Annotated in this window: 13 protein-coding genes; 4 read left to right on the top strand and 9 right to left on the bottom strand. The window is 73.1% G+C overall.

Going from position 1 to position 10,765, the window contains the following annotated elements:
• Positions 1-31: 31 nt before the first annotated feature.
• Complete coding sequence (locus tag BZL64_RS31035; RefSeq protein WP_086772469.1) at positions 32-1,822, top strand: glycoside hydrolase family 15 protein; 1,791 nt, start codon at positions 32-34, stop codon at positions 1,820-1,822.
• A gap of 5 nt (positions 1,823-1,827) precedes the next feature.
• Entirely contained in the window at positions 1,828-2,583 is a 756-nt protein-coding gene (locus BZL64_RS31030; RefSeq protein WP_086772468.1) for an SDR family oxidoreductase, read from the top strand.
• A 36-nt stretch (positions 2,584-2,619) separates the two neighbouring features.
• On the opposite strand, the gene amaP is transcribed toward BZL64_RS31030, so the two are convergent.
• Genes amaP through BZL64_RS31005 form a run of 5 tightly spaced genes read right to left on the bottom strand, consistent with a single transcriptional unit; the run spans position 2,620 to position 4,992 of the window.
• Entirely contained in the window at positions 2,620-3,207 is a 588-nt protein-coding gene (amaP, locus tag BZL64_RS31025; protein WP_208639550.1) for an alkaline shock response membrane anchor protein AmaP, read from the bottom strand.
• Positions 3,204-3,860 carry a DUF6286 domain-containing protein gene (locus BZL64_RS31020; RefSeq protein WP_086772467.1) on the bottom strand — a complete coding sequence of 219 codons (657 nt, stop codon included), beginning with the start codon at positions 3,858-3,860 and terminating at the stop codon, positions 3,204-3,206. The genes amaP and BZL64_RS31020 overlap by 4 nt, the downstream gene beginning before the upstream one ends.
• Positions 3,857-4,276, bottom strand: coding sequence for an Asp23/Gls24 family envelope stress response protein (locus tag BZL64_RS31015; RefSeq protein WP_086772466.1), 420 nt, complete (start codon positions 4,274-4,276; stop codon positions 3,857-3,859). The genes BZL64_RS31020 and BZL64_RS31015 overlap by 4 nt, the downstream gene beginning before the upstream one ends.
• 4 nt (positions 4,277-4,280) lie before the next feature.
• On the bottom strand, positions 4,281-4,466 hold the full coding sequence (locus BZL64_RS31010) for a hypothetical protein (RefSeq protein WP_086772465.1): 186 nt from the start codon (positions 4,464-4,466) through the stop codon (positions 4,281-4,283).
• A gap of 43 nt (positions 4,467-4,509) precedes the next feature.
• Complete coding sequence (locus BZL64_RS31005) at positions 4,510-4,992, bottom strand: Asp23/Gls24 family envelope stress response protein (RefSeq protein WP_086772464.1); 483 nt, start codon at positions 4,990-4,992, stop codon at positions 4,510-4,512.
• An 87-nt stretch (positions 4,993-5,079) separates the two neighbouring features.
• Between BZL64_RS31005 and BZL64_RS31000 the strand changes: the two genes are divergently transcribed.
• On the top strand, positions 5,080-5,835 hold the full coding sequence (locus tag BZL64_RS31000) for a nucleopolyhedrovirus P10 family protein (protein WP_086772463.1): 756 nt from the start codon (positions 5,080-5,082) through the stop codon (positions 5,833-5,835).
• Positions 5,836-5,875: 40 nt separating this feature from the next.
• On the opposite strand, the gene BZL64_RS30995 is transcribed toward BZL64_RS31000, so the two are convergent.
• From BZL64_RS30995 to BZL64_RS30980, 3 genes are all read right to left on the bottom strand, one after another.
• Positions 5,876-6,679, bottom strand: a complete 804-nt coding sequence (locus BZL64_RS30995; RefSeq protein WP_086772462.1) for an enoyl-CoA hydratase/isomerase family protein — start codon at positions 6,677-6,679, stop codon at positions 5,876-5,878.
• A 118-nt stretch (positions 6,680-6,797) separates the two neighbouring features.
• Positions 6,798-7,019: a helix-turn-helix domain-containing protein gene (locus BZL64_RS30990; RefSeq protein WP_004002281.1), complete on the bottom strand. Its 222-nt coding sequence runs from the start codon at positions 7,017-7,019 to the stop codon at positions 6,798-6,800.
• Positions 7,020-7,367: 348 nt separating this feature from the next.
• On the bottom strand, positions 7,368-8,966 hold the full coding sequence (locus BZL64_RS30980) for an ABC-F family ATP-binding cassette domain-containing protein (RefSeq protein ID WP_086772460.1): 1,599 nt from the start codon (positions 8,964-8,966) through the stop codon (positions 7,368-7,370).
• Between the two features lie 391 nt (positions 8,967-9,357).
• Here BZL64_RS30980 and BZL64_RS30975 point away from each other — a divergent pair, with 391 nt between their 5' ends.
• Positions 9,358-9,771, top strand: coding sequence for a VOC family protein (locus BZL64_RS30975; RefSeq protein WP_086772470.1), 414 nt, complete (start codon positions 9,358-9,360; stop codon positions 9,769-9,771).
• A 14-nt stretch (positions 9,772-9,785) separates the two neighbouring features.
• Here BZL64_RS30975 and BZL64_RS30970 read toward each other — a convergent pair.
• A partial coding sequence (locus tag BZL64_RS30970; protein WP_107430375.1) for a hypothetical protein occupies positions 9,786-10,765 on the bottom strand: 980 nt, incomplete at its 5' end.

Genomic DNA, 10,765 nt, shown 5'->3' with positions numbered 1-10,765 from the left:
GCCCTGCCCCGCCGCCGGGAACCCGCACCCCGTGCACCCCCGCATCGAGGACTACGCCGTCATCGGCGACGAACAGAGCGCGGCCCTGGTCGGCATGGACGGCTCGATCGACTGGCTGTGCCTGCCCCGCTTCGACTCCGGGGCCTGCTTCGCCCGCCTGCTGGGAGACGAGGGGAACGGCCACTGGCGCATCGCGCCCAAGGGCGCCGACGGGCAGTACTGCACCCGCCGCGGCTACCGCCCCGACACGCTCGTGCTGGACACCGATTGGGAGACGGACGAGGGTGCGATCCGCGTCACCGACCTGATGCCGCAGCGCGACGCCGCCCCCGACGTCGTACGGATCGTCGAGGGCGTGCGCGGGCGGGTCACCGTCCGCAGCACGCTGCGGCTGCGCTTCGACTACGGCTGGGTCGTCCCGTGGATGCGCCGGGTCGACGGCCACCGGGTGGCGATCGCCGGGCCGGACGCGGTGTGGTTCCGCAGCGAACCGGAGGTGCGCATCTGGGGCGAGGACTTCGCCACCCACGCGGAGTTCACCGTCGCCGCGGGTGAGTCGGTCGCGTTCGTGCTGACCTGGCACCCCTCGCACCTCTCGCGCCCGCCCCTCATCGATCCCTACGACGCGCTGCGGATCAGCGTCGAGGACTGGCAGGCCTGGTCGGCGCGCTGCCGCTACGCCGGACCCCACCGGGACGCCGTGGTCCGCTCCCTCATCACCCTCAAGGCCCTCACCTACGAACCGACGGGCGGCATCGCGGCCGCGCTCACCACGTCCCTCCCCGAGGAGCCGGGCGGGGTCCGCAACTGGGACTACCGCTACTGCTGGCTGCGCGACTCCACCCTCACCCTCGGGGCCCTGCTGGCGGCCGGTTACGCGGAGGAGGCCGAGGCCTGGCGCGACTGGCTGCTGCGCGCCGTCGCGGGTGACCCGGCTGACCTGCAGATCATGTACGGACTGGCGGGCGAGCGCCGGCTGCCCGAGTGCGAGCTGCCGTGGCTGCCCGGCTACGCGGACTCCCGCCCCGTACGCATCGGCAACGGCGCCGTCGACCAGCTCCAACTGGACGTCTACGGCGAGGTGATGGACTCGCTGTCGCTGGCCCGCACCTCCGGCCTGTCGCCCAAGCCGCACATGTGGTCGCTGCAGTGCGCGCTGATGAAGTGGCTGTGCGAGAACTGGCGGCAGCCCGACGAGGGCCTGTGGGAGGTGCGGGGCGGACGCCGTCATTTCGTGCACTCCAAGGTGATGGTGTGGGTGGCCGCCGACCGCGCGGTCAGCACCGTCGAGCGGTACCCGCGCCTCGGCGGCGACGTGGCGCGGTGGCGGGCGCTGCGCGACGAGGTGCACCGCGAGGTGTGCGAGAAGGGCTACGACGCCGAGCGCAACACCTTCACCCAGTTCTACGGTTCGCGTGAACTGGACGCCTCCCTGCTGCTCATCCCGCGCGTCGGCTTCCTGCCGCCCGACGACCCGCGGGTGACCGGCACCGTCGACGCGGTCCGCGAGGACCTCGGGCACAGCGGTCTGCTGCGCCGCTACAGCACCGCCGGGCGGGCCGTCGACGGTCTCCCCGGCGACGAGGGAACCTTCCTGGCGTGCTCGTTCTGGCTGGCGGACGCCCTGCACCTGACGGGCCGCACCCAGGAGGCGCGGGAGCTGTTCGACCGTCTGGTGGCCCTGGCCAACGACGTGGGGCTGCTGGCCGAGGAGTACGACCCGAAGGCCGGCCGCCACCTCGGGAACTATCCGCAGGCGTTCAGCCACGTCGGCCTCGTCAACACCGCCCTCATGCTGTACGGGGGCGAGGAGGCAGGATAGGGGCCATGGATCTTGGACTGAAGGACCGGGTGTACGTCGTCACCGGGGCCACCCGCGGCCTCGGCAACGCCGTCGCGCGCGAGCTGGTGGCCGACGGCGCGAAGGTGGTCGTCACCGGGCGGGACGAGGAGCGTGCCGCCGGGGCGGCGAAGGCGCTGGGGCCGGACGCGGTCGGGGTGGCCGTCGACAACGCCGACCCCGAGGCGCCCGCGCGGCTGATCGCCGCCGCGCGGAACGCCTTCGGCCGCTTCGACGGTGTACTGGTGAGCGTGGGCGGGCCGCCGCCCGGCTTCGCGGCGGACATCACGGACGAACAGTGGCGGACGTCGTTCGAGTCGGTGTTCCTCGGCGCGGTACGGCTGGCACGGGCGGCCGCCGCCGAACTGGAGGCCGGGGGTGTCATCGGCTTCGTGCTGTCCGGGTCGGTGCACGAGCCGATTCCCGCACTGACCGTCTCGAACGGGCTGCGGCCGGGGCTGGCCGGGTTCGCCAAGTCGCTCTCCGACGAACTGGGGCCGCGCGGGATCCGCGTGGTGGGGGTGCTGCCGGCGCGGATCGACACGGACCGGGTGCGCGAGCTGGACGGACTGTCGGCCGACCCGGAGGCGACCCGCGCCGCGAACGAGTCGCGTATCCCGCTGCGCCGGTACGGGGCGCCGGAGGAGTTCGGGCGGGTGGCCGCCTTCCTGCTGTCGCCGGCGGCGTCCTACCTGACCGGCATCATGGTCCCGGTGGACGGCGGGATGCGGCACGGGTTCTGAGGCTGAGTCCGAGACCGAGGCCCCTCACCCGGGTCGTCAGCTCACCCGTTCCGCCTTGTGCTTGGCCGTCCTCAGGCGGACCTCCGCGGGAAGCGACTCCAGCGCCGCCGAGTCGCGCGCGTGCGCCAGCGCCTCGTTCGTCAGGTGGTCCAGGGCCACGGCCGGGTCCACGTGCGGTTCCAGCAGGAGCCGTACGTGGGCCTCGGGGGCGTCCCTGCGGCCCGTGAGGTGGGCGTGGCTGTGGGACACGCCGTCCAGCCGGGCCGCGTCGCCGGCCAGGACGCCCTCCAGGGCACGGCCGCGCAGCAGGGCGCCCGCGCCGTCGCCGGTGTCGACGAGGACCTCGCCGAGCCGCCGGCGGCGCAGGACCGCGACCAGCCACCACAGGGCGAGCAGGACCAGTACCGTCAGCACGGCGATGACGGTCGGCCACCACCAGCCCTCGTGCCGCCACCGGGTGCGCTCGGCGGTGCTGAGCAGAACATCGTGCTTGCCGTCGTGGAGCCACCAGGAGGGCGGGTTCGCGCCCAGACCCACGGCGAGCACGGCGCCGCCGACGGCCAGCAGGACGAGGCCCACGACTCCCAGGGCCACGCGGTTGACGGTCCTGAGCATCGTCGTCATCCCTTCCGTCCGGGCCGGCGCACCCGCACGGACAGCGCGGGCGGCCGGGCCAGCCCCAGACCGCGGACGGCGTCGCCGAGCACCGCGTCCAGATCGGCCCGTACGTCGTCCAGGTCGCGGAAGTGCGAGACCGCGCGCACGTCGGCGCGGCGCCGCCCGGCGCGGACCTGGACGGACTGCACGCCGGCGACCTCCATGGCCCGGTCGCGCAGCACCAGCCCGGCGGCGCCCCGGTGCAGTCCCGCGCGGACGTCGGGGTCGGGCCGGCTCATCGGCAGGACGTCGCGCAGGCCCGGCGTGACGGCCAGGAGGATCAGCCACAGGCCGAGGGCCGTGGCGACGCCCGCGCCGACGAGGACCCAGACGTCGTCCAGCGGCCGTTCGGCGAGCTGCCGTGCCAGCTCCCGGCGGACCCGCAGGGGCGGCCGGTCGGCGCGCACCGCGGCGATGTCGTACAGGAGGACGCCCGCGAGGGCGGCGAGCAGCAGCGCGACGACGGCCGCCGGGACCCGGCGGGCCGACCAGAAGCGTCCACTGCCCGGCGCGGGCTCGGGCCCGGGTACGGGTTCGGGTACGTCGTCCTCGGCCGTCCTGTCCTTGTCCAGGACCGGCAGTCGTCGTGTGGTGCCCTCGGAGCCCAGGGGCTCGCTCATGGCGTCCTCCCGTGTGCCACGCCGTGGTCCGCCGTCAGGTGCAGGCGTTCGACCTGGACGGCGACTTCCGGCACCTCCATTCCCACCAACTCGCCTACCCGTTCGGCGACATGACGACGCACCGCATGGCAGCGCGGACCGATGTCGGTCGGGTAGCCGAGTTCGAGGTGGACGCGGATGTGAGCGGCGTCGACGGGGGTCCCTCCGCTCGAGGGGGGCCGCGAGTGGGGGCGCACGACGACGGTGGCGTGTGGGCGGGCCGCGTCGGGCGGCAATGGTCCCACGGCCTCACGGGCGGCCTGCGCGGCGATCTTCGCCACGACCCGGTCGGCGATCCGGGTGGCGCCCCGTTCCCCCGGCGGGACCGCGGACGGGCGGGCGCCGGGGTCGCCGGTCCCCTCGCTGGCCGGCGTCACGGCGTCACCGGCGCCGGTCGTCGCGCGTGCGGAAGAAGTCGCCGAGTTCCAGGTCCCCTTCGAGGAACCGCCCGACGACGAAGCCGACGGCGCCCAGCGCCGCCACCAGCAGGAAGGCCCCGAACCCGCCGAAGTATCCGGCGAAGCCCAGCGCCATGCCGGCGATCATGCCCACCACGGCCATGTTCACGGTGCACTCCCCTCAGCGGCCCGGTCGCCCGGTGGCCGGCATGTCACTGGAGCCGGGACTCCGGCTCCTCGTCCTCGTCCTCGGGCAGCTTGACGTCGCTCACCGCGATGTTGACCTCGACCACCTCCAGGCCGGTCATCCGCTCGACGGCCGCGATGACGTTCTCGCGCACGTCCCGCGAGACCTCGGTGATGGACACGCCGTAGTCGACCACGATCTCCAGGTCGAGCGCGGTCTGCACCTCACCGACCTCGGCCTTGACGCCGCGGGTGACGGACTTCGTGCCGCCGGGCACCCGGTCGCGCACCGCGCCGAAGGTGCGGCTCATGCCGCTGCCCATCGCGTGCACGCCGACCACGTCGCGGGCCGCCAGTCCGGCGATCTTCTCCACGACGCCGTCGGCGATGGTGGTGCGTCCGCGGGACGCCGGGTCCCCGCCGCCGCGCCTGGTCGCCTTCCGCGTCGACACGCCTTCCGTGCCGCCGTCCGGGATTTGCGTCCTGCTCTGTTCCGTCGTCTCACTCATCGCCGTACGTCCTTTTCGGTCGTCGTCCTTCTGCCACCGTAAGCGCGGTGGGCCGACCTCGCTCCAGGGATGCGGCAGGCTGGAGGAATGACGGCGGACAGATGGACGCGCGTGGTGCGCGAACAGCTCGGAATGGGCCGGCTGCTCCCCCTGGGTGAGCCGCGGGACGGTGCCTGGATCTCGGAGGAGGCGGCGCGGGAGGTGCTGCGCCGGGCGGCACGGGAGCTGCCCGGCGTGCGACTGGGCGTGCTGCGGATCGCGGTGGCGGACCCTGGGCGGGCGCACGAGCCGGTGGTTCCGGCGCCCCCGAGCGCCTTGCCGCCGGGGCCGTTGCGGGTGACGGCGGAGTTCGCGGCGGTGGCCTCCGCACCGCTGCCCACGACCGCGTCCCGGCTGCGTACGGCACTGGCGGTCGCGGCGTCGGAGCGGCTCGGGCTGGTGGTGGCCGAGGTGGACCTCCGGGTGACGGCACTGCTCGACCAGGCGCAGGAGGAAGAGCAGGAAGAGGAGGTGCGGCCGGAGGAGATGCGGCCGGAGCCGGATTCCGGGCGGCGGCCCCGGCCGGCCGGCGCGGCGCGGGAGGGTGCCGAGGCGCGGGCCGCCGAGGCCGCGCTCGCGGTGCCCGGGGTGTCCGCGCTGACGGACGTGCTCGGGCGGGCGGTACGCCTGGAGGAGCGGCAGGTGGAGGGAACGGCCGCCCTGCCGCGGCCCCACGCGCGTGTGGAGATCGCGGTGCGCGCGGGCCACAGGGCGCTGGAGGTGGCCCGGGAGGTCCGCTCGGCGGTGTCGGACGCGCTGACGGATCAGCCGACCGTGACGGTGCTGGTGACGGCGGTGGGCTGAGCGCCCGGCGGACGCCCCGGACCCGCCGCCGCCACCGCGCTCACTCTCCGAGTCCGGCCAGGTCCCGCAGGCGGCGGGCCTGGGAGGCGCGCTCGGCCGCACGCTGCTCGTCGTAGGTCCGGTCGCCGGCGCCGCGCAGCAGCGTCTTGGTCTCGACGACGGCGTCGCGTGGCGCGGCCAGGATCGCCGCGGCCAGCTCCCGGACGGTGGTGTCCAGTTCGGCGACGGGCACGGCGACGTTGGCGAGGCCGGTGGCGACCGCCTCCTGGGCGTGGACGAAGCGGCCGGTCAGGCAGATCTCGACGGCACGCCCGTAGCCCACGAGGGAGACGAGGGGGTGAGTGCCGGTGAGGTCCGGGACCAGGCCGAGGCCGGTCTCGCGCATGGCGAACTGCACGTCGTCGGCGACGACGCGCAGGTCACAGGCGAGGGCCAGCTGGAAGCCCGCGCCGATGGCGTGGCCCTGGACGGCGGCGATCGACACGAGGTCGCCGCGCCGCCACCAGGTGAAGCCCTCCTGGAACTCGGCGATGGCGGCGTCGAGTTCGGCGTCGCCACTGCGCGCGAGATCGATGAAGGACGGCTCTCCCTCGATCCCCTCGGGCAGGAACATCTGCCGGTCGAGGCCGGCGGAGAAGGACTTGCCCTCGCCGCGCAGCACGACCACACGGACGGAGCCCGGCAGTAGCCGGCCCGCTTCGGCCAGGGTGCGCCACATCGCAGGGCTCTGCGCGTTGCGCTTGGCCGGATTGGTCAGCGTCACCGTGGCGAGTGCGTCGTCGACGGTGAGGCGTACGCCGTCCTTGTCGAGCAGGGGAACGAGTTCCTGGTCGGGCGTGGCCATGGGGCGCCTCCGATGAGTGCGGTCAGCTAGCGGTCAGCTAAGTGACTGCACAGTAACCACCCGGCCGATCGAAAGACCGACCGGGTGGTCACCATCGAAGCCGATGGGCCGCCCGAGGTCAGGACGAGGCGGCCTTCTTGCCGCGTGTCGCTCCGCCACGCCCACGAAGCGTGACGCCCGACTCGCTGAGCATCCGGTGCACAAAGCCATACGAGCGGCCGGTCTCCTCGGCCAATGCCCGGATGCTCGCACCGGAGTCGTACTTCTTCTTCAGGTCTGCCGCGAGCTTGTCGCGCGCGGCGCCGGTTACCCGGCTGCCCTTCTTCAGAGTCTCGGCCACCCGTGCCTCCTCATGGGAAGTGCGCTCTGGTCCCCTCATGATCACCCCTCCGGGCCCTGATGGCCACCCATTCGGCAAGGTCCGTGCGACAGGGTTTTGACGACAGGAGTGCGTCCCCACAAGTGGAACATGTCATTCCAGTGACAGGCGTTCGTACGGCCGAACGAGTTCTTCCACGAAGTGCCAGGTCAGGGACGCACGACGGCCGACCCCTGTCGACAAAGGGGTCGGCCGCGAAATCGATGTAGGACACACCTCGATACGAGGAGATCTCACACAGATGATGGATCACCGGTAGGCCGAATGATCCATACGCCGTGGATCACTCATGCCGTCGAGCCGGTCGGGTCACGCCAGGGCGACGAGGTCCGCGTAGTCGGAGCCCCACAGATCCTCGACGCCGTCGGGCAGCAGGATGATCCGCTCGGGCTGGAGCGCGTGCACGGCGCCCTCGTCGTGGGTGACGAGGACGACCGCGCCCTTGTAGGTCTGCAGCGCGCCGAGGATCTCCTCGCGGCTGGCCGGGTCGAGGTTGTTCGTCGGCTCGTCGAGGAGGAGGACGTTCGCGGAGGAGACCACCAGGGTCGCGAGCGCGAGGCGGGTCTTCTCGCCGCCGGAGAGGACACCGGCCGGCTTGTCGACGTCGTCGCCGGAGAACAGGAACGAGCCGAGCGTCTTGCGGACCTCGACCAGGTCCAGGTCGGGGGCGGCGGAGCGCATGTTCTCCAGGACCGTGCGCTCCGGGTCGAGGGTCTCGTGCTCCTGCGCGTAGTAGCCGAGCTTGAGGCCGTGGCCCTCGATGATGTTTCCGGTGTCGGGCTTCTCGACGCCACCGAGCAACTTCAGGAGGGTCGTCTTTCCGGCGCCGTTGAGGCCGAGGATGACGACGCGCGAGCCCTTGTCGATGGCCAGGTCGACGTCGGTGAAGATCTCCAGGGAGCCGTACGACTTCGACAGGCCCTCCGCCATCAGCGGCGTCTTGCCGCACGGGGACGGCTCGGGGAAGCGCAGCTTGGCGACCTTGTCCGACTTCCGTACGGCGTCCAGGCCGGCCAGCAGCTTGTCGGCACGGCGGGCCATGTTCTGCGCGGCGACGGTCTTGGTGGCCTTGGCGCGCATCTTGTCGGCCTGCGAGTGCAGCGTGGCGGCCTTCTTCTCGGCGTTCTGCCGCTCGCGCTTGCGGCGCTTCTCGTCGGCCTCGCGCTGCTGCTGGTAGAGCTTCCAGCCCATGTTGTAGACGTCGATCTCGGCGCGGTTGGCGTCCAGGTAGAACACCTTGTTGACGACCGTCTCGACCAGCTCGACATCGTGGGAGATGACGATGAAGCCGCCGCGGTAGGTCTTCAGGTAGTCCCGCAGCCAGGCGATCGAGTCGGCGTCCAGGTGGTTCGTCGGCTCGTCGAGGAGCAGGGTGTCCGCGTCGGAGAACAGGATCCGGGCCAGCTCGACCCGGCGGCGCTGACCGCCGGAGAGCGTGTGCAGGGGCTGACCGAGCACCCGGTCCGGCAGGTTGAGCGCGGCGGCGATGGTGGAGGCCTCGGCCTCGGCGGAGTACCCGCCCTTGGTGAGGAACTCCGTCTCCTGGCGCTCGTACTGCCTGAGCGCCTTCTCGCGGGTGGCGCCCGCGCCGTTGGCGATGCGCTGCTCGTTCTCCCGCATCTTGCGGATCAGTACGTCGAGACCGCGGGCGGAGAGGATCCGGTCGCGGGCGAGAACGTCGAGGTCTCCGGTGCGGGGGTCCTGCGGGAGGTAGCCCACCTCGCCGGAACGGGTGACCTGGCCCCCGGCGGGGATGCCCTCACCGGCGAGGATCTTGGTCAGCGTGGTCTTGCCGGCGCCGTTGCGCCCGACCAGGCCGATGCGGTCACCCTTGGCGATACGGAAGGAGGCGTTCTCGATGAGGATGCGGGCACCGGCGCGCAGCTCGATGCCGGAGGCGGAGATCACGGACAGACTCCAGAGCGGATGGGGGGCGGGATGGGCGGCTGAGGACGTTCCCGCCGTCTAATGCGCGAGGAGAATGGCCATGGGGGCCATTCTACCGGGGCCGTGCAAGCACTTTTTCTGTGTGCGGGTGTTCGATCTTCGCGGGGCGCTGCGCGGGGCGGGGGCCGGGCTGTCTGGGCCGGCGTGGGCCGAGGTGGTGGGTTCGTGCGGTTCGAGGGGACGCCCGGCCGGACGCGTACGAGGGGCGGGACGGTGCGACACCTTCCGCCGACGCCGCGTCCCGGTCGGGTCGTGTCCCGGTCCGGGGCCGTTGTCGGTGGTCGCTGCCAGACTGGGCCGTGAGTGACGTTTCCGGCAGGAATCGCGCTGGGATCACAAGGGAGTGATCGACATGGCAGGCACGAGCGGTGGGCGCCCCAGCATCTACCCGACGGTGTTGTACCGGGACGCCAAAGCGGCGATCCGGCAGCTCACGGAGGCCTTCGGCTTCTCCGAGCTGTCGGTGTTCGAGGGCGAGGACGGCTCGGTGCTCCACGCCGAGCTGGTGCAGGGCAACGGCGCGGTGATGCTCGGTTCGAAGGGCCGCGGCGGGGTCTTCGACGCGGCGATGAAGGATGCCGGCCCGGCCGGGGTGTACGTCGTCGTGGACGACGTGGACGCCCACCACCGGCGGGCGGTGGAGCACGGCGCGGAGATCCTGATGCCCCCGACGGACCAGGAGTACGGCTCACGGGACTACATGGCCCGGGACGCCGAGGGCAACATCTGGAGCTTCGGCACGTACGCGCCCGAGATACAGGGCTGACGCCGGCGCCGGGTTCAGCCGCCGGTGTGGACCTGGAAGGCGGCCCGGCGGACGGCCTTGGCCAGCGCCGGGTCGGGATGCGCGGCGGCGAGCGCCACCAGGACCTGCACGGTGCGCGGGTGCCCGACGGAGCGGACCTCGGCGAGCAGCGCGGGCACGGTCGGCTGGAGCGCGGACTCCAGGTGCCGTACCAGCATCGGCGCCTCGCCGTGGTCGGCGACGGCCGCGGCGGTGTCGACCCACAGCCAGGTGGCCTCCTCGCGGGTGAGCACCTCGTGGGCGTCCTCGGGGTCCACCCCGTCGTGCTCGGCCAGCCACAGCAGGGCGTACGGCCGCAGGGCGGGCTCCTCGACGACGGCGCGGACGTCGGGCTCGGCGGGGGCGCCGACGACGCGCAGCGCCTCGAAGGCGAGGCCGCGCAGCAGGGCGTCCTCGCCGCGGGCGGCGGTGAGCAGGTCGCCGACGGCGCTGCCGACGGGACGGGCGGCGAGCCAGGCGCGGTACTCGGCGCGGGCGGCGTTCGGGCGGAGCTGGGCGCAGCCGCGGAGCATCACCTCGGCGGCGACCTCGATGTTGCCGGCCGGGCTCTGCGCGGCGACGCAGATCTGCTCCAGCTTGACCCAGACCGCCCAGCTGCCGAGCGGGGTGAGGGTGGCGTGGCCGTCGCCGCAGGTGAGGGCGCCCACCGAGGCGAGGGCGTGCAGGGCCCAGTCCAGGAGGGGGGCGAGTTCGGCGGCTCGGGCGGGCTCCGCCGGGTCGGCGTCGGCGGAGGGGCCGGCCGGCCTGAGGCTCGGGGTGTCGCCGTCCTCGGTGCCGTAGGGGACCTCGCAGCGTTCGGTGCGCAGTTCGGTGACGCGCTGGCGCAGCAGGTCGAGGAGCTGGTCCACGGGGACGGGGCCGGCGGACAGCTGGAGGAAGGAGAGCACCTGCGGCATGGCCGAGACGACCTCGCCGACCAGGCGCCGGGCTCCTGGTCGGCGAGGTCGTCTCGGCC

This window comes from Streptomyces bobili (assembly GCF_002154575.1).
GTDB classification, from domain to species: domain Bacteria; phylum Actinomycetota; class Actinomycetes; order Streptomycetales; family Streptomycetaceae; genus Streptomyces; species Streptomyces bobili.
The sequence above is the reverse complement of the archived record's forward strand: the minus strand, read 5'-3'. Positions and strand labels throughout refer to the sequence as shown.

Excerpts from the sequence above, each read along its gene's own strand:
- amaP (WP_208639550.1), bottom strand. The coding sequence starts at position 3,207 with ATGACGACGATGCTCAGGACCGTCAACCGCGTGGCCCTGGGAGTCGTG.
- BZL64_RS31020 (WP_086772467.1), bottom strand. The coding sequence starts at position 3,860 with ATGAGCGAGCCCCTGGGCTCCGAGGGCACCACACGACGACTGCCGGTC.
- BZL64_RS30975 (WP_086772470.1), top strand. The coding sequence starts at position 9,358 with ATGGCAGGCACGAGCGGTGGGCGCCCCAGCATCTACCCGACGGTGTTG.
- BZL64_RS31005 (WP_086772464.1), bottom strand. The coding sequence starts at position 4,992 with ATGAGTGAGACGACGGAACAGAGCAGGACGCAAATCCCGGACGGCGGC.
- BZL64_RS30995 (WP_086772462.1), bottom strand. The coding sequence starts at position 6,679 with ATGGCCACGCCCGACCAGGAACTCGTTCCCCTGCTCGACAAGGACGGC.
- BZL64_RS31000 (WP_086772463.1), top strand. The coding sequence starts at position 5,080 with ATGACGGCGGACAGATGGACGCGCGTGGTGCGCGAACAGCTCGGAATG.
- BZL64_RS31030 (WP_086772468.1), top strand. The coding sequence starts at position 1,828 with ATGGATCTTGGACTGAAGGACCGGGTGTACGTCGTCACCGGGGCCACC.